Raw genomic sequence first — 25,526 nt, 5'->3', positions numbered from 1 at the left:
CAAGGAACTCCCATGCGCCTCTTGCCCTCCTCGATCGCCCTGGCCCTGGCCCTGGCCGCGTCTCCGGCCTTCGCGGGCGACGCGGCGAATGCACCGGCAGTCGCCGCTTCGACACAGGAGCCGCCACGCCTGATCGTCGCGATTTCGGTCGACCAGTTTTCGGCCGACCTCTTCGCCGAGTACCGCCAGCACTTCTCCAAGGGGTTCACCCGGCTTTTGAAGGGGGCGGTGTTCCCCTCGGGTTTCCAGTCGCACGCGGCGACCGAGACTTGCCCCGGCCACTCCACCTTGCTGACCGGGGTCCACCCCGCCCGCACCGGCATCACCGCCAATTCCTGGTTCGAGCCCGGCCTCGCGCGCGCCGAGAAGGAAGTCTATTGCGTCGAGGACGAGAGCGACCCGCGCAGTTCGCCCGACAACCCGGTGGTGAGCCCCAAGCACCTCAAGGCGCCCACGCTCGGCGACCTTCTCAAGAAGCGCGATCCGCGCACGATCAACGCGGCGGTTTCGGTCAAGGACCGTGCGGCGGTGATGATGAGCGGCCATGATACCGACGCGGTCTACTGGTTCGGCAAGCAGGGCTTCACCACCTTCCTCGACCGCAAGGCCTTGCCCGCCGTGAACGCCTACAACGCGGAGCTCGGCCGACTGGTCGCGGCCGGTGGCGGCGAGATGGCGGTGCCCGGCTTCTGCGCGCCTTACGACCGCGCGACTTCGGTGGGAGATTTCACTATCGGTACCTACAAGTTCCCCTTCGCCAAGGGGGACTTCGGGGCCTTCAGCGAAAGCCCGCGTGGCGACCTTGCCACCGCGCAAATGGCGGTGCGTCTCGTCGATGAGCTGGGCATGGGCAAGGACGCGGTGCCCGACGTGCTTTCGGTCAGCTTCTCGGACACAGACAAGGTCGGCCACGCCTTCGGCACCGAAGGGGTCGAGATGTGCATCCAGATGAACACGCTCGACACCGCGCTGGGTACGCTGTTCGACGCGCTCGACGCGCGCGGGATCGACTACGAGGTGGTGCTGAGCGCCGACCACGGGGGCTTCGACGCGCCCGAGCGCCAGCATCAGCGCGGCAACCGCGACGCGGTGCGCATCGATCCCGCGCTCACCGCCGCTTCGCTGGAGCAGGAGGTGTCGCGCCGCACCGGCATCGCGGTGCAGCAGGGCCCGATGCTCTATGGCGGCGGGGAATCGGGGAGCGTCTGGCTTTCGGCCGAACTGACCGGCGCGCGCAAGCAGCAGGTCGTCGACGCGCTTCTCGCCATCCTCAAGGCCAATCCACAGATCGAGGGCGCCTTCTCGGCCGACGAGATCCTGGCCCAGCCGATGCCCGAAGGCCACCCGCAGGACTGGAACCTGATCCAGAAGGTGCGCGCCTCGTTCGTCCCGGGCCGCTCGGGCGACGTGCAGATGCTGACCCGGCGCGGTGTCGTGCCGGGGAAGGCCAAACCCTTCAAGGTCGCCTCGCATGGCAGCCCCTGGGACTACGACCGCCGCGTGCCGATGCTGTTCTGGCGCGCAGGGATGCAGGGCTTCGAGCAGCCCGATCCGGTCGAAACCGTTGATATTGCCCCCACTCTTGCCGCCAGCGTGGGGCTGACCGCGCCTGCCGGCACCTGGGACGGAAGATGTCTCGACATTGATGCGTCAGGGGCCGATAGCTGCCCGTCATGAGCGATTCGCAAACAGGTTCCCCGAAGGCGGACGACACCCGCCGCGATCTCATCATCCTGGGCGGCGGCCTCGTCGGCATGACGTTGGCGCTGGCCGCGGCGAAAGCCGGGATCACCAGCCACGTCGTCGACCGGGCCGACCCGGCCGACCTGGTGGCCGAGGGCGCCGATGGCCGCGCCTCGGCGGTCTCGACCGCGAGTTGGAACCTGTTCTGCAACATCGGCCTTGGCAAGCGACTTGCCCCGCTCGGCTGCGCGATCGATTCGATCGCGGTAACCGACGGGATGAAGCCGGGCCGCATCGACTTCCAGCCCAAGCCCGACGAGGGCACGCTTGGACGCATGTACGCCAACCGCGATTTGCGGATCGCGCTGTTCGACGCGGCGCGCGACGAGCCCGCCATCGCCTGGCACGTCAGGACCGAGGCCGTCCGGCGTGACCGCGGCGCGCACGGCGTGGAGGTGGAGCTGAGCGACGGGCGCGTGCTCAAGGCTTCGCTGCTCGTCGCGGCCGAGGGGCGCCAGTCGCCCACTCGCGACGAAGCGGGCTTCTCGATGGCCAAGTGGGACTACAAGCACCGCGCGATGGTGACGGGGCTCTACCACTCCAAGCCGCATGGCGGCACGGCCTGGGAAATCTTCTACCCGGCCGGCCCCTTCGCCTTGCTGCCCCTGCTCGATGACGAACAGGGGCGCCACCGCAGCGCGCTCGTCTGGACCGTCGCCGAAAAGGATGCCGCCGGGGTCATCGCGATGAGCGATGCGATGTTCGTCAACGAGGTTGCCGCGCGCATGCACGGCGTGCTGGGCGAGATCAAGCTGTCCGCCCCGCGCATGAGCTATCCCTTGCGCTTCCACCACGCCGTCAACGTCGTCGAGGAGCGGCTGGCGGTGATCGGTGATGCCGCGCACGGCATGCACCCGATCGCGGGGCAGGGTTTGAACCTGGGCCTGCGCGACGTCGGCGCGCTCGTCGAGGTGCTGGCCGAAGGCATGCGCCTCGGCCTCGATCCGGGCGATGCGCAATTGCTTGCCCGCTACGAGAAGTGGCGCAGTCTCGACAGCGTCATGGTCATGGCCGCGACCGACACGCTGACACGCCTGTTCGGCATCCCGGGCCGCATCCCGAGCGCGATCCGGCGCCTGGGAATGGCGGGCGTGCAGCGCAGTGGCCTGCTCAAGCGCTTCTTCATGGACGAGGCGCGGGGCATGTCGGGCAAGCTGCCCGAACTCCTGCAGGGCTAATCGTCCGTTCAATCCTCTCCGGAATCGGCGCTTGGCGTTGATTCCGGTGTCTCGCCGGGATCGAAGAAAGCGCCCGGCGCGGCTAGCGGGCTGGGTTGGTCGACTGCATGGCCTTCGGCGTCCTTCAACCGGCGCGGTTCGAGCATGGCGGTCGTCTCGAGCAGGTTCAGTGCCTTCTGCACGCGTTCGTAGCGACGTGCGTCGGCAATCCATTTCTTGGCGGCTTCCGCGCCCGGCAGGCGTTCGACTTCGTTGATCGCGCCGTCGATGCGGCGTGCGGTCAGCATGATGCGGGCGCGTTCGATACGGGCCTTGGGTGAGACGAGCGCGGGCGAATCGCGGCGCACGGTGAACAGCGAGCTCATCTCGTTGCGCGCGCGGTCCCAGAAGCTGACCTCGCGGCTGGTGACCGTCAGTTCGGGCGAAAGCGCCTCGAGCCGGGCGCTGAGCTCGTCGATCGTCACCGGGGCCTTGGAAAAGGCGATGATCGTGTCGACGGCGTTGGGCTGGGCGTCCATGAAGCGCAGCCGGAGCTGGTCGGCGACGTAGCTCAGCGGTTCGCCGCGATCGACCATGCGGCGCGCGGCGAAGGCGATCAGCAGGCTTTCGGCGCGCGCGGCGTTGCCCGAGGCTGCGTCGGTCTCGTAGTCGATGCGCGAGAGGCGGTCCTCGATCATGGCGAGCCGGCCTTCGACGCTGCCCAGCGCGGCCATCTGCTCGGGCGTCGGTTTGCTGGCCGGGAGATCGTTCGTGGGGCTGGGGGCGGTGACGGGTGTCACGGCCGCTTCGTCGCTGGCATCGGCGAGGGGCGTCTCGGAGGCGTCGGGCACCGGCAGGAACTTGTCGAGCATCCCGCGCGAGGAGGCCCAGGCCACCAGCGCGGCCCCGAGCAGGAAGGCGACGAGCGCGACGAAGAACACGCCGCCGCTCGAACGGCTGCGCGGCACGTGCGCGGTATCGCGCTGTAAAGGTTGTGTCTCGAAGTCCTGCATCAGGTGTGATTGTCTGCTTGTACCGATCCCGTTGCGATCTCTTGGCACATCTGTGCAGCCAAGGCCAGCAACGCGGTGTCGCTGGGTTCGATCGCATCCTGCACCCTGCCCCAGCGCGCGTGAAGGCGGGAGGATACGCGCGGACCGATGGCCGCAAGATGAACGAAGTGCGTGGGAATTTCCCAGGCCAGGCATAGCTCTTCTAAACGCGCGGCGGCCTCGCCCGAATGGAGCAGGGCGACGAGGCCTTCCTGCGCGTGCAGAAGTTCGCGGTGCAGGCCCTCGCACGCGGGCAGTGCCTCGCTGGCATAGACTTCGCGCGTGGCGATGGTGACGCCCGCAGGAGGGCTGAGCGTTACGCGCTCGCGTCCGGCAAGCCGCAGCAGGCGGGCGTGGCCGGGGGCCAGGGCCGCGAGCGTGGCCTGCAATCCTCCCTTGCCGGTAAACACGACGTCGAGGCCCGCGTCATGCGCGGCTTCGGCGGTCTTGGCTCCCACGCAATAGGCGGGCTTGCCTCGGTAGCGATCGAGATCGGCGCCGCCGTGGCGCAGGGCATTGGCGCTGCCGATGAGGAGCGCGTCGACGTCCGCTGGATCGAGCGCCGGCCACGCACGGGGGCGGATTTCGAACAGCGGATAGGCCTGTGCGGCGAGGCCAAGTGCGCGCGCCGCCTCGAGCGTGGCGTGGGCGCCGGGTTCGGGGCGCAGGACGAGCAGGCGTGGGGTGCGGGGCGGTGAACGAGGCGATGAACGGGGCGGGGGCCCGGCGGTCACTCGGCCGGACCGGAAAAGTGGATCGCGACGCGTGCCGAGGCCCTGGCGAGCAGGTCGGCGGCAAGACGGCCAGGACCTTGCGCGTCGTCGTGGGCGAAGCGGGCCTCGCTCTCGACCCGCTCGCTGCCGTCGGGCGCGTAGATCGCCGCGCGCATGTGCAGCCCCTCGTCGTCGTTGCGGGTGAGAACGGCGATGGGGCTGTGGCAATTGCCGCCGAGCCCTTCGAGCAGGGCGCGCTCGGCGAGCACCGCCCGGCGGCTCGGCATGTGGTCGATCGCGGACAGGAAGGTGCGGGTGCGCGCATCGTCGGCACGGCATTCGACCAGGATCGCGGCCTGTGCCGGGGCCGGCAGCCAGTCTTCGGCGTCGAGCGGGTGGCCGGTGCCGGTCTCGCCCAGGCGGTTGAGCCCGGCCAGCGCGAGGAAGGTCGCCTGCGCTTCGCCCGCGGCGAGCTTGGCAAGGCGGGTGGCGACATTGCCGCGGAAGGTCACCACCTCGCAGTCGGGGCGGGCGTGGAGCAGTTGCGCGGCGCGGCGTGGCGCGCTGGTGCCGACCACGGCGCCGGGCGGCAGCGCGGCGATGCTTTGCGCACCCACCAGCACGTCGCGCACGTCCTCGCGTTCCAGCACTGCGCCGATGGTGAAGATTTCCGGGCGCAGGGTCTCGACGTCCTTGGCCGAATGGACCGCGAAGTCGATCTCGTCTGCGGCGAGCCAGGCGTCGAGCTCCTTGGTCCACAGCGCTTTCCCACCGATTTCGGCAAGCGCGCGGTCCTGGATGCGATCTCCGCTGGCAGTCACGGCCACGATCTCTATATGCGCGGGATCGATTCCGTGCGCCCGGGCCAGGCGATCGCGGGCCTCGTGGGCCTGCGCCATGGCGAGCGGCGAGCGGCGTGTGCCGAGACGATAGCGCGTTTGCGACGTGGAAGTGTGGGTACTCATCGGTGAAGTGTGCTAGCGCGTGGGCGCGGCAAGGAAAAGGTCGTTCAGGCAAAGTGGTTCAGGGAATGTGAGGATGAGTGTTGTCCTCGGTATCGAAAGCTCGTGTGACGAGACCGCAGCGGCGCTGGTGACGGCGGACCGCACGATCCTGGCGCAGCGCATCGCCTCGCAGGACGAGGAGCACAAGCCCTTCGGCGGGGTCGTGCCCGAGATCGCCGCGCGCGCGCACGTCGAGCGTCTCGCGCCCCTGATCGAGGGGACGCTCGCCGATGCGGGGATGACGCTCGACGAGGTCGACGCGATTGCCGCGACCGCGGGCCCGGGGCTCATCGGCGGGGTGATGGTCGGCCTGGTCTCGGCCAAGGCGCTGGCCATGGCGACCGGCAAGCCGCTGATCGCGGTCAACCACCTGGAAGGCCATGCGCTTTCGCCGCGTCTCGCCGATGCCAGCCTTGCCTTTCCCTATCTCCTGCTGCTCGTCTCGGGCGGCCATTGCCAGATCCTGCTGGTCGAGGGCGTCGGGCGTTTCCGCCGCCTGGCGACGACCATCGACGACGCGCTGGGCGAGGCCTTCGACAAGTCGGCCAAGGTGCTGGGGCTGGGCTATCCCGGCGGTCCCGCGCTTGAACGGCTCGCCGCGTCGGGCGATGCCAAGGCGGTTCCGCTGCCGCGTCCGCTCAAGGGCAGCAAGGAACCGCATTTTTCCTTCGCCGGGCTCAAGAGTGCGGTTCTGCGCGCGCACCAGTCGGGTGAGCACAGCGCCGCGGACATCGCGGCCTCGTTCCAGCAGGCCGCGATCGAATGCATCATCGACCGCACCCGCCGGGCCCTGAAGGGCATCGAAGACGTGCCGGTAAGCGCGCTGGTGGTGGCCGGCGGCGTCGCGGCCAACACCGCGATCCGCACCGCGCTCGAGACGCTGGCGGCGCAGTTCTCGCTGCCCTTCATCGCGCCGCCGCTCGCGTTGTGCACCGACAATGCGGCGATGATCGCCTGGGCGGGCGTCGAGCGCCACGCGATGGGCCAGAACGATCCGCTCGACGTCTCGGCGCGCCCGCGCTGGCCGCTCGATCCTGATGCCGAGGCCGTGCGCGGTGCGGGGGTCAAGGCATGAGCGAACCCCTGAAACCGGCCGCGATCGGGGTCGTCGGCGCGGGGGGCTGGGGCACCGCTCTGGCGCAGGCGCTGGCGCGCGCGGGCGCGAGTGCAGGCGAGCGCGAGGGCGCTGGTGAGCAGCGCGAGGTCCTGCTCTGGGCGCGCGAGAGCGAGCTGGCGACGCGCATCAATGCCACACGGCGCAACGATCTCTACCTGCCGGGCGCCGAACTCGAACCGGCGATCCGCGCGACCTCGGACCTCGCCGAGCTGGCAAGCCTGCCGGTCCTGCTGGCGGTGGTGCCCGCGCAATTCCTCGCCTCGGTGATCGGTCAACTGCCTGCGAGCGGGCGCGACCTGGTGCTATGCGCCAAGGGGATCGAGGCCTCGAGCGGGCGGCTCATGGCGCAAGTCGCCGAGGAAGCCGCGCCGGGCAGCCGCCTCGCCGTGCTGTCGGGGCCGACTTTCGCGCACGAGGTGGCCGCAGGGTTGCCCACGGCGGTGACGCTCGCCTGTTCGGGCGGCGAAGCGCAGTGGCAGCGCCTTTCGCCCTTGATCGCAAGCCCGGCCTTCCGACCTTATTACTCCGACGACGTGATCGGCGCCGAAGTGGGCGGGGCGATCAAGAACGTGCTGGCGATCGCCTGCGGGGTCGCCGATGGCCTGGGCCTGGGCCAGAACGCCCGCGCGGCGCTGATCGCGCGCGGCTATGCCGAGATGCTGCGCTTCGGCCTCGCGCGCGGGGCACGCGGGGACACGCTTTCGGGCCTGTGTGGGCTTGGCGACCTGGTGCTTACCTGTTCGTCCACGTCGAGCCGCAATTTCTCGCTGGGGCTGGCGCTCGGGCAAGGGCAGAGTGCCGAGGAGGCGCTCGCTGGCAAGAATTCGGTGGCCGAAGGCGCCGCGACCGCGCCGATCCTGGCCGAACTCGCGCGACGCGACGGTATCGACATGCCGATCGTCGAGGCGGTCTGTCGGCTGCTCGAGGGCAAGGCGCCCGCAGCCGACGTGGTCTCGCGGATTCTCGCGCGCCCGCTGCGGGCCGAACAGGAGCCGGCGGCGTGAGCGAAATCGTCAGCCGCGATGAGGCGGCCCGCGAGAAGCAGGATGGCGACGACATCGCTGCCCTCGCCAAGGGCGGGCGCACCAATTTCCTGGGCTTCTTCCTGAGGCTTGCCGCGCGCATCCCGTTCCTCTTCATCGCCGGACGCGCGGCGGCCTACGGTCCGGCCGCAATGGGGCGCTTTGCCTCGGCGCTGGTCATCATCGAGCTGACCGCGATGGTCTGCTCGATGGGCGAGAAGCGCGGTCTCGCGCAGCGACTGACCGAGAACGAGGGCAAGGAGCCGCCCGCGAACACCATCTTCGACGGCATGGTTCTGGCTTTCGTTGCGAGTTGCGCGGCGGCGCTGTTCTTCTGGCTGGTTCCGACCCCGATGTTCCCCGGGGGCAAGTACACGTTCCTCGACCGCCTGATCGTGGTCGCGATCCCACCACTGGCGCTGACCGAGATCTGGCTGGCCGCGCTCGCCTATCGCCTCAAGATCAGTCCCACGGTCTGGTCGCGCGCGATCGTCGAGCCCTGGACGATCTCGATCATGGCGGGCGTGATGATCTTCGTCGCGCCCGAAAGCGGGCTGTCGATGGCTTATGTCGCCTCGATCTTCGCGGCCGCGATCACCGCCTTCGTGCCCTTCATCCGACTTTATGGCCTGCCGCGCGGATGGCGTCCGCGTTACTCGGTCATGCGTCGGGTGCTGGTGCGCTCGATGCCGATCGCGCTGGCCGATACGATCGAGTGGGGCACGCGCCGCGTCGACGTGCTGCTGCTTGGTTTCCTCGCGCCGCCCTCGGCCGTGGGCGTCTATTACGCCGCGCAACAGGTGGCGAGCCTGCCACAGAAGCTCAAGACCAGCTTCGAGCCGGTGCTGGGTCCGGTCATCACCCGTGCGCTCAAGCGCGAGGACTATGCCCTCGTCGCCCGACAGGTCAGCCAGGTGGGCTTCTGGATCATCGCCGCACAGGCGGCCATCGCGCTCGCGCTCGGGATTACCGGGGAAGGCGTGATGGGCCTGATCGGGCGCCAGTTCGTGGGTGGCACGGGCGCGCTCGCGTTGCTGCTCGCGGCCGAAGTGGTGGCGTCCACCGCCGTGGTCAGCGAGGCGGCGCTGATCTACATCCATCGCCTGCGCAACCTGATGGTCTCGCTGGCAACGATCGCGGTTCAGGCGGCGCTGACCTTCGCGGGCATCCTCGCGATGCAGCGGCTGGGCTATAACTCGCTGTTCCAGGCCGCGGCCGCGGCCGCCGCGCTGTTCGTCGCGCTGGGGCTCACTTCGCTGGTCAAGGCGCGCATGTTGGGCAAGTATCTGGGGCAGCCGATCAACAACTGGCGCTGGCCACTCTTGTGGGCGGCTGCGCCGGCGATCGTGATCGGTTTCGTCTTCACCCAATATTTGCCCGAGTGGGTGGAACTGGCCTTCGGCATCCCCGCGATCCTGGGTGCTTATCTCTTCGTCATCTGGAAGAAGGCTTTCGGCCCCGAAGACCGCAAGCTGTTCCAGAAGACCAAGACGAGCTAGGCGTCGAAAATCGGTTGGTTAGAGGCTGACAGGGGGCTCTGCGCGCTCTAGGCTTGGGCCATGAACCCGCGTAAAGCCTTGATAGTAGGAGCGGGCGCCTTCGCGTGCCTGATCATGTCCACCGCCACCATGGCCTATCGCGGGCCGGTCTTCATCGGGGGGCTCGAGGCACGGGCCCGTGCGGCGCGCGACGCCGTGGGCGGGCAGGCGGTCTCCGTCGCGTTCAAGGATCGCTACGGCTGGCTGACGCGGCACCCTATCCTCTCGGGCGGCGATGCCTTGCCGTCCGAGACCCGCAAGGAGGTGGCGGCGCGCATTGCGGCAATCCCGGGCATCGGCGGCATCAGCTGGGCGCGCACGAGCACCCGAGCAGGGCCCACCGAGGCGCTCCATTGCCAGGGCGACGTCGAGCGCATCCTCGAGACGCGCACGATCCGTTTCACCGAATCGAGTGCGCGCCTCGACCCGGCGAGTGGACGCCTGCTCGACGAAGTCACGCGCGCGCTCAAGCCCTGTGTGGGCAGTATCATCGCGGTGACGGGCCATACCGACAAGGGTGGCAATCCCGACGTGAACAAGGCTCTGTCGCTGGCGCGCGCGGAGGCGGTGCGCTGGGCGTTGATCGGCCGTGGCATCCCGGCCGACGGCCTGCGGGCGACCGGCGTGGGCGCGGAGAAGCCGATCGCGGGATTGGATCCCACCGACCCGGCCAATCGGCGCATCGAATTCTCGGTGATCGTTTCGGCCCCGGTCAAGCCGACGCCGATCGACACGCCGGGACCGGGCTGATGCCGACGTGCGCGGCCGTGGTCGGCCTTTTACACGCTCGTTTCAGGCTTTTCGCAAAGCCATTGGGATCGTCGCCCGACGCTGCTAAGGGCCGCGCCGGGAAACGGCAATTCATGCACGGAAAGGACTGCTGATGCCCATGTGGCTTGAACTGGCCGTCTCGGTGCTGCTGGCCTATGCTATGGGTCTGGGCATCGGCTGGCTCGTCTGGAAACGTAAAGGATAATCACGTGGTGCAAATGATCGAGGCCAATTGGCTGATCTTCCTCGCCGCCCTGGTGATCGGCATCGCGGTCGCCTACTGGATATTCGCGCACGGCTCGAAATCGCCGCGCGGGCGTACGCACCGTCCCGACGTGCTGGACGAAGGCAGCGCTCCCGCGCAGCGCAACCAGGCTCTCATCGACGCGGCGAGTCCGGCCTCGCAGTACGATCTGCCGGTGCCCGAGGCCGTCACGCGCGAGCCCGAGCCGGTGCATATCGATCCCCCTGCCGCTGCCGGCGTGATGGCCGGGATCGGCGAAGTGATCGCGGTTGCCGCGCAGGAGGAGGCCGAGGCCGCGCGCGCGCTGGACGAGCGTGGCGAGAACGTATCGCAAGCTACTTCCGAGCCGGCGGAAGCCGCGCCCGAACTCGCTTCAGAACCCATCGTGGCCGAACCTGTCGTGGCCGAACCTGCCGTCAGCGAGGGGCCCGAAGACGACTTGCGCAAAATCAAGGGTCTCGGCCCCAAGATGCAAAAGCTGCTCGTTGCGCTGGAAATCACCCGCTACGCGCAGATCGCGGCCTGGAGCGAGGCGGATCTCGACGAACTCGATGGCAAGCTCGGCGCCTTCGCCGGGCGCCCGCGCCGGGACAAGTGGGTCGAGCAGGCGCGGCTTCTCGCTGCAGGCGACACCGGGGCTTATGAGTCTGAATTCGGCAAAATCTGAAATTTCGGCATCGCCATTTGTAAAAAAAAAAGGGGGCTTTTGCCCCCTTTTTTCTGTTTTTGAAATTTGATGGTGCTTTCAGTAATTTAATTTACGCATTTTGCGTTTTTCTTTTGGTTTGCGACTTCGAGGGCGTGGCGGCTGTTTTTTATTCATATACAGCAGTTTGCGCCCATCTGAAAGATCGTTTTTACCCCTAATTCCGCGAAATATTCGATTGCATTACTTTAGGTAGCTGGCCATTACATCGCGACGCAGCGCAGCACCACTGTCCTGACGTGCGTAGAACATGTGGCCACCGGGGTATTTGTGCAGGTGGACCCGGTTCGCATTGCCGAAATCGGGCATCTGGTCGATGATCAGTTGCGAGGCGAAGAACGGGCAGGACAAGTCGTCCCAGCCGTGCACGATGTCGACCGTCATCTTGGGATCGATCGAGATCGCCTTGCGCAAGTCCTGGACCGGGCTGTCGGTGTTGTCGCGATCCCAGGCCTCGTTCACCGAATAGGACAGCGCGTTGTAGCGTGCATCCACCTTCCAGCCGACCTGACGCGTCACGAAGTCGACCATGGCCGAAGTCGTGGGAGCGATCAGCGTGGTCAGTAGCGGATCGTTGTATTCCTGGTCGGCGCTGGCGGGGAAGGGGTCGTAGGCGGTGAAGTTGGAATCGTAGACTGAACCGACGAGGCCCTGCGAACGGCGAATTTCGCGCAAGTAGGTGGCGATGTCGACGCGCCCGTTCATGCGGCGCACGAGCGCCGGATCGAGCCCGGTCAGTTCCGCGACCCGGGCCGAGAGGCGATCGGTCGCGGCCTTGTCCTTGGGGCCTGCCAGGAAGTCGGCGACGTATTGCGTGCGCAGGTACTGCTCGACCGGCCCCATGGTGGTTTCGTCGAGAGGCTTGCCCTGGCGCTCGAAATTGCCCGCGGCCATGGCGGGCAGGTTGATCATCCAGGGGAGCGGCGAAAGTGCGGTCTCGTCGCCGATCGCGGCCGGGTCGAGATAGGGCGAGACGAGCGTCATGCCGCTGATGCCCACCCCGATCTGGGTCTGGAGGTAGTAGGCGAGGCGCGGCAGGCGGTAGCCGCCGTAGCTTTCGCCGGTCAGGTACTTGGGGCTCGAAAGGCGACCTTCCTTGACCAGCCAGTCGTAGACCACGCGGCTGAGGTAGTGGATGTCGGCATCGGCCGCGTAGAATTCCTTCTTCGTCGTCTCCTCGTCGGCGCGGGTGCGCGAAAAGCCGGTGCCGATCGGATCGATGAAGACGAGGTCGGTGAAGTCGAGCCAGGAATTGGGGTTGTCGCGCAGCACTGCCGGGTCGCTCGGCGAATCGCCTTGCGCACCGAAGGCGACGCGCTTGGGGCCGATCGCGCCCAGGTTGAGGTAGACCGAAGCCGCGCCGGGGCCGCCGTTGAAGGCGAAGGTCACCGGACGGTTCTCCGCGCGCTTACCGGGCACGGTATAGGCGGTGTAGACGACTTCGCCGATCAGCTTGCCCTTGGCGTCCTTGACCGGGATCGTGCCGACGGTGGCGGTATAGTTCACGCTCTTGCCGCCGATCACCGCGCTCTGGCTGATCGACTTGTCGGCCGGAAGCGGCGGGAGGGCATCGTCGGCGGATTTGGAAGCCTTGGCTTCGCTTGCCTCGTCATCCGCATGGAGGACGGCGGGGGTGATGGCGCTCGTGGCGAGGAGCAGGCCAAGCGCCAGTTTTGAACAACGTAACAAGTAAGTACCTCGCTTGCCGGATGGGGTCTGGTGGGCAAGCGAGGCACATTACCGTGTCGCCAAGTGGCGACAAGGCCCGCGCGGGGGGTGGGGGTCTGCGGGCCTTTTAGCGGTGCATCAGGGCAACATCGAGCCGGTCTCGATGAAGCGCTGGTGCCACGAGAGGGCTTCGGATGCGATCATCGGGCTGTAGCCGCCGAAGCTGGTCGCTTCGGCGCGGGCCAGATAATCGCGCAACATGGGTTGGTAGTCGGGGTGCGCGCAGTTCTCGATGACCACGCGCGCGCGCTGGCGCGGCGTGAGGCCGCGCAAGTCGGCAAGGCCGCGTTCGGTCACCAGGACCTGCACGTCCTGTTCGATGTGGTCGACATGGGCGACGCGTGGGACGATCGCGCTGATCGCGCCGTTCTTGGCCGTGGAAGGGCTCATGAAGATCGAGACGTAGCTGTTGCGGGCGAAGTCGCCCGAGCCGCCGATCCCGTTCTGCATGCGCGAGCCCATGACCCGCGTCGAATTGACGGCGCCGAAGATGTCGGCCTCGATCATGCCGTTCATGGCGATGCAACCCAGGCGCCGGACGACCTCGGGGTTGTTCGAGATGTCCTGCTGGCGCAGGATCATCATCTCGCGGTAGCGCGCCATATCCGCATTGACCCGCTCGGCGCCCTGGGGGCTCAGCGAGAAGGCGGTGGCGCTGGCCATGCGCAGGCGCCCGGAATCGAGCAGGTCGACCATGCCGTCCTGGATCACCTCGGTATAGGCCATCATGTCGTGGAAGGGCCCGTCGATCAGGCCGGTCAGCACCGCGTTGGCGATGTTGCCCACTCCCGACTGGAGCGGCAGGAGCGAGGCCGGCAGGCGGCCCATCTTCACTTCGTGTCCCAGGAAGTCGAGCAGGTTGCCCGCGATCGCGCGCGCGGTGTCGTCGGTAGGCGAGAAGGGCGCGTTGCGGTCGGGCGCATCGGTCTCGACGATGGCGACGATCTTGGCCGGATCCACGCGCATGTGGGGCTGCCCGATGCGCTGGTCCGCGCGCACGAGCGGGATCGGCACGCGGTAAGGCGGCAGTGCCATGCCGTAATAGACGTCATGCATTCCGTCGAGATCGACGCTCTGCCAGGAATTGACTTCGAGGATGACCTTGTCGGCCAGTTCCAGCCAGGCCTTGTTGTTGCCGAGCGAGGAGGAGGGCACCAGATTGCCGTTCTCGTGGATCGCGCTGACCTCGATCACGGCAACATCCATCTTGCCCAGGATGCCCTGCCAGGCGATCGGGGCAAGCTGGGAGAGGTGCATGTCGAGGTAGTCGATTTCGCCCGCGTTGATGGCATTGCGCGCGATCGGGTCGGTGTTGAAGGGCATGCGCCGGCCGATCGCCTTGGCTTTGGCGAGCATCCCGTCGAGTTCGGGGCCGGTCGAGGCGCCTGTCAGCAGATCGATCTTGAAATCGCGGCCCGCGGCGTGCTCGGCGCCGGCGCGTTCGGCCAGCGCCTGGGGTACGGCCTTGGGGTAGCCCGAGCCGGTAAAGCCACTCATGCCCACGGTGTCGCCGTTGGCGATCAGACGCGCGGCGTCCTGGGCCGACATGATTTTGGAACGCAAAGCGTTGTTCTTGATGCGCATGGCCTCTCCTAAGTCCACCTGTGAACGCCCGTTTGCGCCCGCTACGCGGAAAGACCAGTGAAAAGCGGAGCCGGACGTTTGCGCCGATTGCAACTTTCCCGGGCCGTGCGATGGGGTTCGGCCCGTCGGCCTCAGGAACCTATGGCGTCCAGAATAGATCGTGCAATTGCAACAAGTTCGCTCTCGCGGTTGACCTCGCACTTGAGGAAAATCATGCGCAGCTGCGTGTTTACCGTCTGCGGACTGACATGACGCAATGCAGCAATTTCTTTGCGCGAGAGTCCGTGGGCCAGCAAGGTCGTGACTTCGGCTTCGGAGTGGGTCAGTGCCAGGGCCGTCGCGAGCTTGCCCGCCATGATCGCGAAGTTTTTTTCGTCGGCCACGTCTTCGGCTCGCACACGCGGCGTCAGCAGCGGGCGCAAGGTGACGATCGCGGCCCCGTTGGTGCCCAGGTGCCAGTTACCGCGCGGCAGCGGGCGGACGTCGACAAGCAGAAGTCCGCTTCCTGTCCGGATCCACAAGTCGGCGGGGCCGGGGTCGTCGCCGCTCAGCGCCTGGCCGATGCGGATGCCCAGCGCCCGATCGATGTAGGGACGGTTCGAGCGCACGGCGCGGCCATTGAGCTGCAGCGTCTCGGGCCCCAGCAGCCGTTGCGCGGCGGGGGTGACGTGGGTGACGCGGCCCAGCGAATCGAGGAGGATGGCGGCGGTCTCCATCGTTTCGAGCGCGCCGTGCAGGAGGCTGGCGCCCGCCTGCTCGATCGATTCCTGGACGCGGATGGCCGATAGGATGTCGGGCGCAATGCGTGCGAGGGTCTCGTGCTCGCTCGTGCCGGTCCGCCCTTCGCTAGGGCTGCGCATGAGCGCCAGCCCGAAGAAAAGTCCGGGCTTCTGCGCCAGCACGACCTGGGCACCATGTTCAAACCCATACTTGCGTGCAAGCTCGAGGTAAGCCTCGTCGGTGTGCGCCTTGCGCGCGACGTCGTAATGCGCCTCCCAGGTAATCTCCATGGGCGCGCGCAGCGCCGCGATGCGATAGTTCACATCGGGGCGGTAAATCTCGATCCGGCTGGATTCGGCCTGAAAGTCCTCGGGCGCGTCGTTGAGCCAGTTCATCGCCAGGTGCTTGTCGCCCAGGGCGACGAGCTGGGCATGGCGCGATCCGGTGGCCTGGGCAAGGGCACGCAAGGCCAGGTTCCAGCCATCCGCAGCAAACGGGGCCTGCTCGATCGCGGAGCGCAGACGCGTGAACGCCTCGCCGTCAATGCCCCCATGTCTGCCCACATCCTGATTTTGTCGGGAATGGGCAAGGTCCGCAAGAAAAACCGACAGGGATTACACGCTGCATACCACGATCGTGGCATGCGCGTGCTCACGATTGCATACATTGTATCGGCGCGACCCGAGGGCTGGTTTCGGCCAATCCTTGATACTGCCCGAAAGCTTCCGAGGAAGCTTTCGGGCATTTTTTCGTGACTCGCCGCGCAGGCCGCGCGCGATCGACCTGTGGCGGTGCACCCGTTTCCTCGGTCCGCGAACAGCTCCGGTCCGCAGCCATGTCCAGCGTGCACCGCAGCGCTATCCTGGAGAGCGTTGGATCGGGCAAGGAGCCATGCATGCGATACCTGGGCTATGAACGAAACGGCGAACCGGGCGCGGTCCTCGCCCTTCGCGACGGCGACGAACCGCAGGCGAAGATGGGAGAAGTCGTCGTCGCGCTCGAGGCCGCACCGCTCCACATCGCCGACTTGCTGGCGGTGCGTGGCGAGCTTGATTTCATCGCGCGAGGCGGCGGGGTTCCCGGATTCGAGGGCGTGGGCCGAATCGTGGCGCTGGGTGAGGGCGTGACGCGCTGGCGCGTGGGCGAGCGAGTGATCCTGCCGATGGCCTACGGCGCCTTGCAGGAGCGACGCGCGCTGCCGGCCGATGCGCTCTGGCCCGCACCGGAGGATGTCGCGCCACAGGAGATCGCGCTCGCGCGGATCAATCTCGCCACTGCCTGGCTCTTGCTTAATGCATACGAAACCATGAGGCCCGGCGAGGTGGTCCTCCAGAACGCAGCGAACGCGAACGTGGCGGGCTATGTCGCGGCGCTGGGGGATGCGCAGGGGCTCACCGTGATCGACCTGGTCCGGCGTGAAGAGGCCGCGCGCGCCTTGCGCGAGGCGGGGCGCCGTCACGTGCTGGTCGATGGGCCGGACCTGCCCGCGCGGCTATCCGGGCTGGGCCTCGCGCCCCCGCGTCTCGCGCTCGACGCGGTCGGCGGGGCGGCGACGCGCCGGTTGGGGGCCTGCACGGCGAATGGCGGACTCGTCCTCGCCTATGGCTTTCTTGCGCATGAGCCTTACGCGCTCGACTACCCCGACATGATGTTCCGCGACGTGCGCCTTCGGGCGATGATGACCGACCGTGCCCTGGCACGCGTCGGCGAGGACGGGCAGGCGCGCATGGCGCGCGCCGTGTTCGACGTATTGGCCAGCGGGAGGACGCGGGCGGAGATCGCCGGAGTCTACCCCTTCAGCCGCTTTCGCGAGGCCTTCGCGCACGCGGCGCGCACGGGTGAGGCGCGCCAGGGCAAGGTGATCCTCGTGCCCGAGTGAGGCACCGTCACGCCGCGCGCCGAGGCGCGTTTACTTGCCCCACTTCTTCGTCTGCTTGCCGTAGCGGGTCTTGCGCGTGCCCGGCTTGCCCTCGTTCGAGCGGCCCACGCGCGGCGCCTTGTGCTCGGCTTCGGGCAGGCCCAGTTCGGTGGCTTCAAGGCGGCGGATCTCGTCGCGCAGGCGCCCGGCTTCCTCGAATTCGAGATCGGCCGCAGCGGCGCGCATCTTCTTTTCCAGGTCCTCGATATAGGCGCGCAAGTTGTGGCCAACGAGGTTGTTGGCGCCGTCCTCGGTCTCGATCTCGACGGTGACGCCATCGCGGCTCGCGGTATCGGCGACGATGTCGGCGATGCGCCGTTTGATCGTCTGCGGGGTGATCCCGTGCTCTTCGTTGTATTCCTTCTGCTTTTCGCGGCGGCGGTCGGTTTCGGCGATCGCGCGCTCCATCGATCCGGTCATGCGGTCGGCGTAGAGGATCACGCGGCCTTCCGCGTTGCGCGCCGCGCGCCCGATGGTCTGGATCAGCGAGGTTTCCGAGCGCAGGAAGCCTTCCTTGTCGGCATCGAGGATGGTGACGAGCCCGCATTCGGGAATGTCGAGCCCCTCGCGCAGGAGGTTGATCCCCACCAGCACGTCGTAGACCCCCATGCGCAGATCGCGGATCAACTCGATGCGCTCCAGCGTCTCGACGTCCGAGTGCATGTAGCGCACGCGCACGCCCGCCTCGTGCATGAATTCGGTGAGGTCCTCGGCCATGCGTTTGGTCAGGGTCGTGACGAGTGTCCGGAACCCCTTTTCGGCGGTGGCCTTGCATTCGACGATGCAGTCCTGGACCTGGTCCTCGACCGGGCGGATTTCCACCGGGGGATCGATCAGGCCCGTGGGGCGGATGACCTGCTCGGCAAAGACGCCGCCGGTCTGCTCCATCTCCCAGCCGCCAGGCGTCGCCGAAACCGCGAAAGTCTGCGGGCGCATCGCGTCCCATTCGTTGAAGCGCAAGGGGCGGTTGTCGATGCACGAGGGCAGGCGGAAGCCGTATTCGGCGAGCGTGATCTTGCGCCGGTGGTCACCCCTGGCCATCGCGCCGATCTGCGGCACGGTCTGGTGGCTCTCGTCGACGAAGAGGAGGGCGTTGTCGGGCAGATATTCGAACAAGGTCGGCGGCGGCTCGCCCGGCAGGCGTCCGGTGAGGAAGCGCGAGTAGTTCTCGATGCCGTTGCACGAGCCCGTCGCCGCGATCATCTCGAGGTCGAAATTGGTGCGCTGTTCGAGCCGCTGGGCTTCGAGCAGCTTGCCCTCGGTCTCCAGTTCCTTGAGTCGCTCGGTCAGTTCGAAGCGGATGGCCTCGCTCGCCTGCTTCATCGTCGGGCCGGGCGTCACATAGTGCGAGTTCGCGTAGACGCGTACCTTTTCGAGAGTTGTGCCCTTCTTGCCGGTGAGTGGGTCGAACTCGGCGATCTCCTCGATCTCATCGCCGAAGAAGGACACGCGCCACGCCATGTCCTCGTAGTGTGACGGGAAGATTTCGAGATTGTCCCCGCGCACGCGGAACGTGCCGCGCGAGAAGGCGGCGTCGTTGCGTTTGTACTGGAGCGCGACGAGCTTGCGGATCAGCTCGCGCTGGTCGACTTCCTTGCCCACCTCGATGTCGAAGATCATCGCCGAATAGGTTTCGACCGAACCGATGCCGTAAAGGCACGAGACCGAGGCGACGATGATCACGTCGTCGCGTTCCAGCAGCGCGCGCGTCGCCGAGTGGCGCATGCGGTCGATCGCTTCGTTCACCGAGCTTTCCTTCTCGATGTAGGTGTCCGAGCGCGGCACGTAGGCCTCGGGCTGGTAGTAGTCGTAGTACGAAACGAAGTATTCCACCGCGTTCTCGGGGAAGAAGTCCTTCATCTCGGCATAGAGCTGCGCGGCGAGGATCTTGTTGGGCGCCAAGATCAGGGCGGGGCGCTGGAGTTCCTCGATGACCTTGGCCATCGTGAAGGTCTTGCCCGAGCCGGTGACGCCCAGCAGCACTTGCGTCTTGTCCTCGGCGCGTGCGCCTTCGACCAGTTCGGCGATCGCGGTGGGCTGGTCGCCGGCGGGAGCGTACTCCGAAACGATCTTGAAAGCCTTGCCGGGGAGCGACTTTTCCGGACGTTGGGGCTTGTGGGGGGTGAACGCGCCGGTGGTGTCCGGTTCGTCGAGTCCGCGTCGGATGATGAGTTCGGCCATGCGAGAACATATGGGGACTATCAGAGCCCATCGCAATCACTTGCTGACAGCGGTGTGTCATTGAACTGTAATGCTTGGAGCGGGCCGGGCGGGGATGCTAGCGGCTCCGGGCCCGTCCATGGTATCGAGGTGGCAGGGGCGAACCTGTCCCGTCGCGAGGAGGGGAAGCAATGCTTTACAAGGAGTCGACGCGAAATTCGGTGCGTGCTGGCTGGTGGATCGCGGTCTCGTGCCTTGCATTGGCCGGCTGCGGTTCGAGCGAGACGGCGTCCTCGGGCGATGAAGGGGGCGCTGCGCCCGTTTCGACCGCCAAGGTCGATCGCGCGGCGGCGCAGGCGATCCGTCCCGAACCTGGCCTCTACAGCCGTACGGTCGAGTTCAAGGAGTTCGACATGCCCGGACTTCCCGCCGAGACCGCCCGGCACATGAAGGACATGATGGCCCGCAATCAGGACGAGAGCTTCTGCCTGACCCGGGACGAAGCGGAAAAGGGCTTTCGCGACATGTTCGACAATGTCGGGCAGGCCTCGAAATGCCGTTATGATACGTTCACGGTTTCGGACGGAAAGATCGACGCGCGCATGACCTGCTCACATCCCAGTCAGGGAACGGCGGTCATGACGCTGACTGGAACCGGCAGCCCGACCGATTCGGACGTCACCATGACGATGCAGGTGACCGGGGCGACGCCGCCGATGGACCGGATGAACATGACCATGCACGTGGTCTCGCATAGGACGGGGGATTGTCCCTCTTAGGCGATGACCACGCAGGAAAGACGAGAAGGCAGACGCAGAAGGTGAAGCCGTTGAGTTGGGATACGCTGGGGCCGGTGCGCGCGCAGGTGCTGCACCGCGCCGCCTTGGCGCGCCAGCCCCATCCCGAGGGCGTGCGCAAGCCGCCGCTCGCCCTGTTGGCACGCGAATTCGCCTCGCTCTGGCGCGTGGGGCAGGGGCGCGGCGATGCCGTCCTGCCCGCGCGCCAGGCCCAGACCGTCATGCTCCTGCCCGGTTTCGGCGCGCATCCCAAGCGCATGCGGCCCATGTTCGAGGCACTCACCCAGGCGGGCCACGAAGTCCACGAATGGGGGCTCGGCTTCAATTTCGGCCCGACCCCGCAGAACTTCGCCTTCCTGATGCACCGCGTCGGCGCCCTGGCGCGGCAGGGGCGTCGCCCGGTGGTGCTCGTGGGGTGGAGCCTGGGCGGCCTTTTCGCGCGTGAGATCGCGCGGCGCCAGCCGGGCGCGGTCGCCAAGGTGATCACGATGGGCACGCCGTTCTCGGGCGATCCGCGCGCCAACAACGCCTGGCGCGCCTACCAGGTGATCACCGGCCACGCGGTCGACGCGCCGCCGATCGACTGCGCCTTCGCTCTCAAGCCGCCGGTGCCCACGATCGCCTTGTGGAGCCCGCGCGACGGGGTGATCCACCCGCGTTCGGCCAAGGGCTGGGCGCACGAGCGCGACCGGGCGGTCGCCATTCGCTGCTCGCACCTCGGTTTTGCCAGTGACCCGCGCGTGATCGCGCAGGTTCTTTGCCAGATCGACCACGAGGAAGAACTCGCGCCGACCTCGGCGTAGGGGTCGGGGTTCTAGACCAAGGGATCGTCGCGCAGTCGCGCGATCGGCGCGCGGGCCTGGAGCGAGCAACCGGCCGCCGCCGCGATCAAGAGGGCGATCGCCAGCGCCTGGAGCACGGTGAGCGTCTCGCCGAGCACGGCATAGCCGACGAGCGCGGCGATCGCCGGGGCCGCGCTGCTGATGAGTCCGACGACCCGCGCGGGCAGCCGCGCCATCGCCCGCATTTCCAGAAGGTAGGGCACTACGCTCGAGAGCAGCGCGATGCCCAGCACCGCCCCCCAGGCCTCTGCGGGCGGCAGGCTTGCGCCGCTGGCAAGCGCGGCGGGCAGCGTGACAAGGCAGGCCGTCACCATGCCGAGCGAGACCGCGGTGCTGCCCGGAGCGCGCGCGGCTCGGCGCCCGAGCAGGATGTAGAGCGCCCAGCACGTCGCGGCCCCGAGCGCGGCACCAAGGCCCGCTGGATCGAGCGCGTGGGCGCGGCCCGGCCAGGGGATCAGGAGGGCGAGGCCCGCGATTGCCAGCAGGGGCCAGACAAGGTCGCGCACACTGCGCGAGGCCCCGAGCGCCACCGCCAGCGGCCCGCAGATCTCGATCCCCACCGCGACGCCGATCGGCAGGCGTTCGATCGCCTCGTAGATGAGCAGGTTCATGGCCCCGAGCGCGAGGCCGTAGAGCGCGATCCAGCCCAGCAGCGCGGGCGCCAGGCGGTCGGGGCGCGGGCGGACCAGTACGAGGAGGAGGAGCGCGGCAAGCGAGGTGCGCAGCGCGGCGACCATCTCGGGACCCGCCGTGGCGAAGAGGTCCTTGGCGAGCGCCGCGCCGAGGTTGACCGAGACTTGCGCGGCCAGAATGGCCAGCCCCGCGCGAAAGGGGTGCGGGTCGGATGCGGCAGCGTTCATGACGGGGCGGGACGCGCGCGGGCTTACAGCTTGCGCAGGCGCGCGAACTGCGCGGCCCCGAAGCCACCGCCCCACATCAGCAGCGCGCCCCGCTGCGTGGCGAAGAACGTGCGCGGCGTCGACAGCGGACGGTTGAGCCCGGTCTCGGTGGGGTAGCCGGCATCGGCGTCGTAAGCGGTCTGAACCAGCCGGATATGCGCGTGGTGACGTGCGAGCAATGTCGCGGGTGATCCCGCGTAGTCGAGCGGGCCCGAGTAATAGGGATCGTAGGCAAGCGGCGGGGCCGAGCCCAGTTCGCGGCGCATGAAGGCGCGGAAGGTGGCAGGTGTCGGATCCTGGAGCACTTTGAGGACGGCGCCCGTCTCCGCATCGCCCAGGATGAAGGGGATGTAGTGGACCCGAAAGCCCTCGACCGTCAGCTTGGGAAATTCGCGAAAGTACTTCTGGCAATAGGGGCAGAGCGAGGAGAGCCACATCCACACCTCGCGCCCGGTGCCGAAGGCGACGCTGCGCGAGGCGCGCAAGAGGTTGAGCGCAACTTCGGCGCGAGTGCCGGTAAGGCCCTCGAAGCCTGAGCCCAGGATTTCGGCGCGCGCGGGGCGCGGGGCAAGCAGTCCGCCGAGCGAGGCGGCGGCAACGCCGCCCGCGCCGGCTGCCAGCAGGGTGCGTCGGTCGAGCGGGAGGTTGTCGGGCAAGGGGGCGTCCTGTCGTCGTGCCGGCTCGCTCTGCCCGTTCGCGTGCCGCCGCGCAAGCGGGCGTTTGGCGGGGCCGGCGATCAGGCGCGCGGTGGTTGGCGGCGGTAGCTCAAGGCCTCGGCGACATGGGCGCGCCCGATCGTCTCGGCGCCGGCGAGGTCCGCGATCGTGCGCGCCACGCGCAGGATGCGGGTATAGCCGCGCGCAGTAAGCCGCATGGCCTCGGCCGCCTGGAGCAGCAGCTGGCGGCCTGGCTCGTCGGGTGTCGCCTGGCGTTCCAGAGCTTCGCCGTCGAGCTCGGCGTTGCTGCGCGCGCCGCTGCCTTCGAGGCGCTGGGTCTGCAGCGCGCGGGCGCGGCGCACGCGGGCGGCGACCTGCGCGCTGTCCTCCGCGTGCGCGGGCTGGGCGAGATCGATCGCGCGCACGGGATCGACCTCGACGTGCAAGTCGATGCGGTCGAGCAGGGGCCCCGAGACCTTGCTCTGGTAGTCGGCCGCGCACTTGGGCGCGCGTGAACAGGCAAGGCTCGCGTCCCCGAGGTGCCCGCAGCGGCAGGGGTTCATCGCGGCGATGAGCTGGACGCGCGCGGGAAAAGTGACGTGGGCGTTGGCGCGTGCGACGGTCACCTCGCCGGTTTCGAGCGGCTGGCGCAACGAATCGAGCACGGTGCGCTGGAATTCGGGCAATTCGTCGAGGAACAGCACGCCCAGGTGCGCGAGCGAGACTTCGCCGGGGCGCACTTTCAGGCCCCCTCCGGTGAGCGCGGCGATCGAGGCGGAGTGGTGGGGCGCGCGAAACGGGCGCGCGCGGCTGATCTTGCCATCTTCGAGCGTTCCCGCCACCGAGGCGACCATCGAGACTTCGAGCGCCTCGGCCGGGGCGAGTTCGGGCAGGATGCCGGGCAGGCACGCGGCGAGCAGCGACTTGCCCGCCCCCGGCGGGCCGCACATCAGGAGATTGTGCCCTCCGGCGGCGGCGATTTCGAGCGCGCGGCGGGCGGTTTCCTGGCCCTTGACCTGGGCGAGATCAGGGCCGGTGCGGGGCTCCTCGACCGTTCCGGCCACGGGGCGGGGCAGAATCTGGACCCCCTTCAGGTGGTTGAGCAGGCTGACGAGGTTGGGCGCGGCGGTGACCGTGACCGTGCTTGCCCAGCTCGCCTCGGCGCCTTGCGCGGCCGGGCACAGCAGCGACTTGTCGCAGCTCGCGGCGTGGAGCGCGGCAAGCAGGACGCCGGGGGAGGGGATCAGGCGCCCGTCGAGCGCAAGTTCGCCCACCGCGATGACTTCGGCCATCTGCTCTGCGTCGAGCAGCCCCATCGCGGTGAGCAGCGCGAGCGCGATCGGCAAGTCGTAGTGCGACCCTTCCTTGGGCAGGTCGGCGGGCGAGAGGTTGATGGTTATGCGCTTGGGCGGCAGCGCGAGCCCCATTGCGGTGAGCGCGGCGCTCACCCGCTGGCGGCTTTCGCCCACGGCCTTGTCGGGGAGGCCGACGAGCGCGAATCCGGGCATGCCCGGGGCGATCTGGCACTGCACTCCGACCGATCTGGCTTCCAGTCCCAGGTAAGCAACCGTCGAAATAATCGCGACCAAAAGGCGACCCCTTTTAAAGTGGTCTAAGTAATTATCTGTATTTCTCGTCCTGTTTACACGGAGTTCGCGGCCTGTCGAGAAGCAAGGCGTTGCCTAGATCATGCCTTACAGCATTTTAACCGGATTTCTCACGGTTTGGGTAAGGCCCCTGGAGGCATCTTCCCGGCATGCGCTCGTTCACCGCAGCCTTTGTCCCGGTCGTCGCCGCTCTGCTTGGAGCAGGTGGCCTTTGCGTCGCTTCCCCCCTGGCGGCGCAGCAGATCGCCTATGAAGCTGTCGATGTGAATGCCGATTACGTCGCCGGCGGTGGCGAGCGCATGCGGCGCCTCGTGCCGGTTACGAGCCGTCCGGCGTCTGCGGCGCCCGTTCTGAGTGGCCACGAGCCGGCCTATGGCCCGTTCCGTGTCCTCGACGCCACGCACGCCGCGCTGGTCGATGCGACCGGAGTGGGCACGCCCGGCCAGTTTCTGGCGATGCTGCGCGATCATCCCGGCATCGCGGTGATCGAGATGCTCGAATGTCCCGGCACCCGCGACGACCTCGCGAACTTGCGCCTGGGGCGCATGATCCGCGAGCGGGGCATCGCCACGCACGTGCCCCAAGGTGGTTCGGTGCGTTCGGGCGGAGTCGAGCTGTTTCTCGCCGGTGCGCGCCGCATGGCCGATCCTGGCGCCGAGTTCGCGGTCCACTCGTGGATCGACGACACCGGTCTCGAGCCAGGCGACTATTCGGCCTCCGCGCCCGAGAACCGGCGCTACCTCGACTATTACCGGCAGATGGGCATGAGCCCGATCGAGGCCGAGGCGTTCTACGCGATGACCAATTCGGTCCCGTTCTCGAAGGCGCGCTGGTTCGGCGCGGGCGTGATGAGCTTGTGGGTCGCCTTCGACCCCGACGGCGCCGAGGCCGACACCAGCCGTTCCTGATTGCGCCTGTCGGCATGGGATGTCCGGCGACGTTCCCATCCGTGGAAGGCGACTCTATTCTCCCGCCCAGATTCTCTTGCCCATGCGATTCGAGCGGCTCGTTCCGGATGGATGCGTGGGTCGACTGCGCGATGCTGCAATTGCCAAGAGACTTGCCCGTAAAATGGCCCGTGGAAGCAACGAATCGGTCCCCTCAGCTTGACTCAGGGCGCGGTCTCACGTAACGGCGCGCTTCTGATTTGCGGTCGTCTGCTTGCAGGCGGCTTTTTTGTTCGGTCCAGAACTGGGCCATCTGAACTATTCGAGGACTGACATGAAGCGCACTTTCCAGCCCAGCCGCCTTGTCCGCGCCCGCCGTCACGGCTTCCGCGCACGCACGGCGACCGTCGGCGGCCGCAAGGTGCTTCGCGCTCGCCGCGCCCGCGGCCGCAAGAAGCTTTCGGCCTGATCACATCCGCATTCCCGCGCTCCCGGCCCCTGCCGGGGTCGCGGAAATGAACGGCACGGCCCGCGCGGCCGCCTGGAGCCTCCTTCGGGATGTTCTGGCGATTGCGCGGGCCGCCGTCGTTTGGGAATCGCCTCGCGTGTCCGGCCGCGCCGGTCGAAGCGGGTTTGCGATTCGCCGGATGGGCGATTGCCC

The 25,526-nt window shown here is 67.8% G+C and carries 22 protein-coding genes; 12 read left to right on the top strand and 10 right to left on the bottom strand.

Translation table 11 applies throughout. The features are described from left to right. Window positions 1-12: 12 nt before the first annotated feature. On the top strand, window positions 13-1,677 hold the full coding sequence (locus tag HT136_RS18615) for an alkaline phosphatase family protein (protein ID WP_214201318.1): 1,665 nt from the start codon (window positions 13-15) through the stop codon (window positions 1,675-1,677). After that, the gene (locus HT136_RS18610; protein WP_214201317.1) at window positions 1,674-2,921 is read left to right on the top strand and encodes an FAD-dependent monooxygenase; all 1,248 of its coding nucleotides are present in this window, start codon (window positions 1,674-1,676) and stop codon (window positions 2,919-2,921) included. Before HT136_RS18615 ends, HT136_RS18610 begins: the two co-directional genes overlap by 4 nt. 8 nt (window positions 2,922-2,929) lie before the next feature. Here HT136_RS18610 and HT136_RS18605 read toward each other — a convergent pair whose 3' ends face one another. From HT136_RS18605 to hemC, 3 genes are read right to left on the bottom strand one after another with little or no spacing between them, the layout of a single operon-like run. Further along, window positions 2,930-3,913 carry a hypothetical protein gene (locus HT136_RS18605; protein WP_214201316.1) on the bottom strand — a complete coding sequence of 328 codons (984 nt, stop codon included), beginning with the start codon at window positions 3,911-3,913 and terminating at the stop codon, window positions 2,930-2,932. Continuing rightward, on the bottom strand, window positions 3,913-4,686 hold the full coding sequence (locus tag HT136_RS18600) for a uroporphyrinogen-III synthase (protein WP_214201315.1): 774 nt from the start codon (window positions 4,684-4,686) through the stop codon (window positions 3,913-3,915). Before HT136_RS18600 ends, HT136_RS18605 begins: the two co-directional genes overlap by 1 nt. Next, window positions 4,683-5,630 carry a hydroxymethylbilane synthase gene (hemC, locus tag HT136_RS18595; RefSeq protein ID WP_214201314.1) on the bottom strand — a complete coding sequence of 316 codons (948 nt, stop codon included), beginning with the start codon at window positions 5,628-5,630 and terminating at the stop codon, window positions 4,683-4,685. Before hemC ends, HT136_RS18600 begins: the two co-directional genes overlap by 4 nt. A 73-nt stretch (window positions 5,631-5,703) precedes the next feature. Between hemC and tsaD the strand changes: the two genes are divergently transcribed. From tsaD to HT136_RS18570, 5 genes are all read left to right on the top strand, one after another. Next, entirely contained in the window at window positions 5,704-6,744 is a 1,041-nt protein-coding gene (gene tsaD / locus HT136_RS18590; RefSeq protein WP_214201313.1) for a tRNA (adenosine(37)-N6)-threonylcarbamoyltransferase complex transferase subunit TsaD, read from the top strand. Beyond that, complete coding sequence (locus HT136_RS18585; protein WP_214201312.1) at window positions 6,741-7,790, top strand: NAD(P)H-dependent glycerol-3-phosphate dehydrogenase; 1,050 nt, start codon at window positions 6,741-6,743, stop codon at window positions 7,788-7,790. The genes tsaD and HT136_RS18585 overlap by 4 nt, the downstream gene beginning before the upstream one ends. Further along, a complete protein-coding gene (locus HT136_RS18580; RefSeq protein ID WP_214201311.1) occupies window positions 7,787-9,307 on the top strand; it encodes an oligosaccharide flippase family protein in 1,521 nt (506 codons plus the stop codon). The genes HT136_RS18585 and HT136_RS18580 overlap by 4 nt, the downstream gene beginning before the upstream one ends. 114 nt (window positions 9,308-9,421) lie before the next feature. Then, the gene (locus tag HT136_RS18575; RefSeq protein WP_246543893.1) at window positions 9,422-10,096 is read left to right on the top strand and encodes an OmpA family protein; all 675 of its coding nucleotides are present in this window, start codon (window positions 9,422-9,424) and stop codon (window positions 10,094-10,096) included. Between the two features lie 239 nt (window positions 10,097-10,335). Then, window positions 10,336-11,028 carry a hypothetical protein gene (locus tag HT136_RS18570; protein WP_214201390.1) on the top strand — a complete coding sequence of 231 codons (693 nt, stop codon included), beginning with the start codon at window positions 10,336-10,338 and terminating at the stop codon, window positions 11,026-11,028. A 222-nt stretch (window positions 11,029-11,250) separates the two neighbouring features. Here HT136_RS18570 and HT136_RS18565 read toward each other — a convergent pair whose 3' ends face one another. The 3 genes from HT136_RS18565 to HT136_RS18555 form a co-directional block, all read right to left on the bottom strand. Next, window positions 11,251-12,756 (bottom strand): S10 family peptidase, encoded by a 1,506-nt coding sequence (locus HT136_RS18565; RefSeq protein WP_246543892.1) that lies wholly within the window; start codon window positions 12,754-12,756, stop codon window positions 11,251-11,253. 117 nt (window positions 12,757-12,873) lie between these two features. Further along, window positions 12,874-14,379 carry a succinyl-CoA:acetate CoA-transferase ScpC gene (scpC, locus tag HT136_RS18560; RefSeq protein ID WP_214201309.1) on the bottom strand — a complete coding sequence of 502 codons (1,506 nt, stop codon included), beginning with the start codon at window positions 14,377-14,379 and terminating at the stop codon, window positions 12,874-12,876. 131 nt (window positions 14,380-14,510) lie between these two features. Beyond that, window positions 14,511-15,662, bottom strand: a complete 1,152-nt coding sequence (locus HT136_RS18555) for a helix-turn-helix transcriptional regulator (protein ID WP_343222238.1) — start codon at window positions 15,660-15,662, stop codon at window positions 14,511-14,513. Window positions 15,663-15,994: 332 nt separating this feature from the next. On the opposite strand from HT136_RS18555, the gene HT136_RS18550 reads away from it, so the two are divergent. After that, window positions 15,995-16,978, top strand: coding sequence for a zinc-dependent alcohol dehydrogenase family protein (locus HT136_RS18550; protein ID WP_214201308.1), 984 nt, complete (start codon window positions 15,995-15,997; stop codon window positions 16,976-16,978). A 30-nt stretch (window positions 16,979-17,008) separates the two neighbouring features. On the opposite strand, the gene uvrB is transcribed toward HT136_RS18550, so the two are convergent. Then, complete coding sequence (uvrB, locus tag HT136_RS18545) at window positions 17,009-19,198, bottom strand: excinuclease ABC subunit UvrB (protein ID WP_214201307.1); 2,190 nt, start codon at window positions 19,196-19,198, stop codon at window positions 17,009-17,011. Window positions 19,199-19,368: 170 nt separating this feature from the next. On the opposite strand from uvrB, the gene HT136_RS18540 reads away from it, so the two are divergent. Both HT136_RS18540 and HT136_RS18535 read left to right on the top strand, forming a co-directional pair. Beyond that, window positions 19,369-19,956, top strand: coding sequence for a DUF3617 domain-containing protein (locus HT136_RS18540; RefSeq protein ID WP_214201306.1), 588 nt, complete (start codon window positions 19,369-19,371; stop codon window positions 19,954-19,956). 41 nt (window positions 19,957-19,997) lie between these two features. Then, window positions 19,998-20,777, top strand: a complete 780-nt coding sequence (locus tag HT136_RS18535) for an esterase/lipase family protein (RefSeq protein ID WP_214201305.1) — start codon at window positions 19,998-20,000, stop codon at window positions 20,775-20,777. A gap of 11 nt (window positions 20,778-20,788) precedes the next feature. Here the strand turns inward: HT136_RS18535 and HT136_RS18530 are convergent, their stop codons facing one another. The 3 genes from HT136_RS18530 to HT136_RS18520 form a co-directional block, all read right to left on the bottom strand. Beyond that, a complete protein-coding gene (locus HT136_RS18530) occupies window positions 20,789-21,676 on the bottom strand; it encodes an EamA family transporter (RefSeq protein WP_214201304.1) in 888 nt (295 codons plus the stop codon). A gap of 23 nt (window positions 21,677-21,699) precedes the next feature. After that, entirely contained in the window at window positions 21,700-22,371 is a 672-nt protein-coding gene (locus HT136_RS18525) for a thioredoxin domain-containing protein (protein ID WP_214201303.1), read from the bottom strand. A gap of 80 nt (window positions 22,372-22,451) precedes the next feature. Then, window positions 22,452-23,960: a YifB family Mg chelatase-like AAA ATPase gene (locus HT136_RS18520; RefSeq protein ID WP_214201302.1), complete on the bottom strand. Its 1,509-nt coding sequence runs from the start codon at window positions 23,958-23,960 to the stop codon at window positions 22,452-22,454. A gap of 167 nt (window positions 23,961-24,127) precedes the next feature. Between HT136_RS18520 and HT136_RS18515 the strand changes: the two genes are divergently transcribed. Then, window positions 24,128-24,886, top strand: coding sequence for an alpha/beta hydrolase (locus tag HT136_RS18515; RefSeq protein WP_246543891.1), 759 nt, complete (start codon window positions 24,128-24,130; stop codon window positions 24,884-24,886). 313 nt (window positions 24,887-25,199) lie between these two features. Further along, window positions 25,200-25,334 (top strand): 50S ribosomal protein L34, encoded by a 135-nt coding sequence (gene rpmH / locus HT136_RS18510; protein WP_039388288.1) that lies wholly within the window; start codon window positions 25,200-25,202, stop codon window positions 25,332-25,334. The last annotated feature ends 192 nt before the right edge of the window (window positions 25,335-25,526 follow it).

The organism is Novosphingobium profundi, assembly GCF_018491765.1.
Taxonomy (GTDB): domain Bacteria; phylum Pseudomonadota; class Alphaproteobacteria; order Sphingomonadales; family Sphingomonadaceae; genus Novosphingobium; species Novosphingobium profundi.
Note: the sequence above shows the minus strand (reverse complement) of the source record. Positions and strands in the feature narration are given on the sequence as shown.

Excerpts from the sequence above, each read along its gene's own strand:
- uvrB (WP_214201307.1), bottom strand. The coding sequence starts at position 19,198 with ATGGCCGAACTCATCATCCGACGCGGACTCGACGAACCGGACACCACC.
- rpmH (WP_039388288.1), top strand. The coding sequence starts at position 25,200 with ATGAAGCGCACTTTCCAGCCCAGCCGCCTTGTCCGCGCCCGCCGTCAC.
- HT136_RS18575 (WP_246543893.1), top strand. The coding sequence starts at position 9,422 with ATGTCCACCGCCACCATGGCCTATCGCGGGCCGGTCTTCATCGGGGGG.
- HT136_RS18615 (WP_214201318.1), top strand. The coding sequence starts at position 13 with ATGCGCCTCTTGCCCTCCTCGATCGCCCTGGCCCTGGCCCTGGCCGCG.
- scpC (WP_214201309.1), bottom strand. The coding sequence starts at position 14,379 with ATGCGCATCAAGAACAACGCTTTGCGTTCCAAAATCATGTCGGCCCAG.
- HT136_RS18570 (WP_214201390.1), top strand. The coding sequence starts at position 10,336 with ATGATCGAGGCCAATTGGCTGATCTTCCTCGCCGCCCTGGTGATCGGC.
- HT136_RS18585 (WP_214201312.1), top strand. The coding sequence starts at position 6,741 with ATGAGCGAACCCCTGAAACCGGCCGCGATCGGGGTCGTCGGCGCGGGG.
- HT136_RS18515 (WP_246543891.1), top strand. The coding sequence starts at position 24,128 with ATGCGCTCGTTCACCGCAGCCTTTGTCCCGGTCGTCGCCGCTCTGCTT.
- HT136_RS18605 (WP_214201316.1), bottom strand. The coding sequence starts at position 3,913 with ATGCAGGACTTCGAGACACAACCTTTACAGCGCGATACCGCGCACGTG.
- tsaD (WP_214201313.1), top strand. The coding sequence starts at position 5,704 with ATGAGTGTTGTCCTCGGTATCGAAAGCTCGTGTGACGAGACCGCAGCG.
- HT136_RS18550 (WP_214201308.1), top strand. The coding sequence starts at position 15,995 with ATGCGATACCTGGGCTATGAACGAAACGGCGAACCGGGCGCGGTCCTC.
- HT136_RS18530 (WP_214201304.1), bottom strand. The coding sequence starts at position 21,676 with ATGAACGCTGCCGCATCCGACCCGCACCCCTTTCGCGCGGGGCTGGCC.
- HT136_RS18540 (WP_214201306.1), top strand. The coding sequence starts at position 19,369 with ATGCTTTACAAGGAGTCGACGCGAAATTCGGTGCGTGCTGGCTGGTGG.
- HT136_RS18610 (WP_214201317.1), top strand. The coding sequence starts at position 1,674 with ATGAGCGATTCGCAAACAGGTTCCCCGAAGGCGGACGACACCCGCCGC.
- hemC (WP_214201314.1), bottom strand. The coding sequence starts at position 5,630 with ATGAGTACCCACACTTCCACGTCGCAAACGCGCTATCGTCTCGGCACA.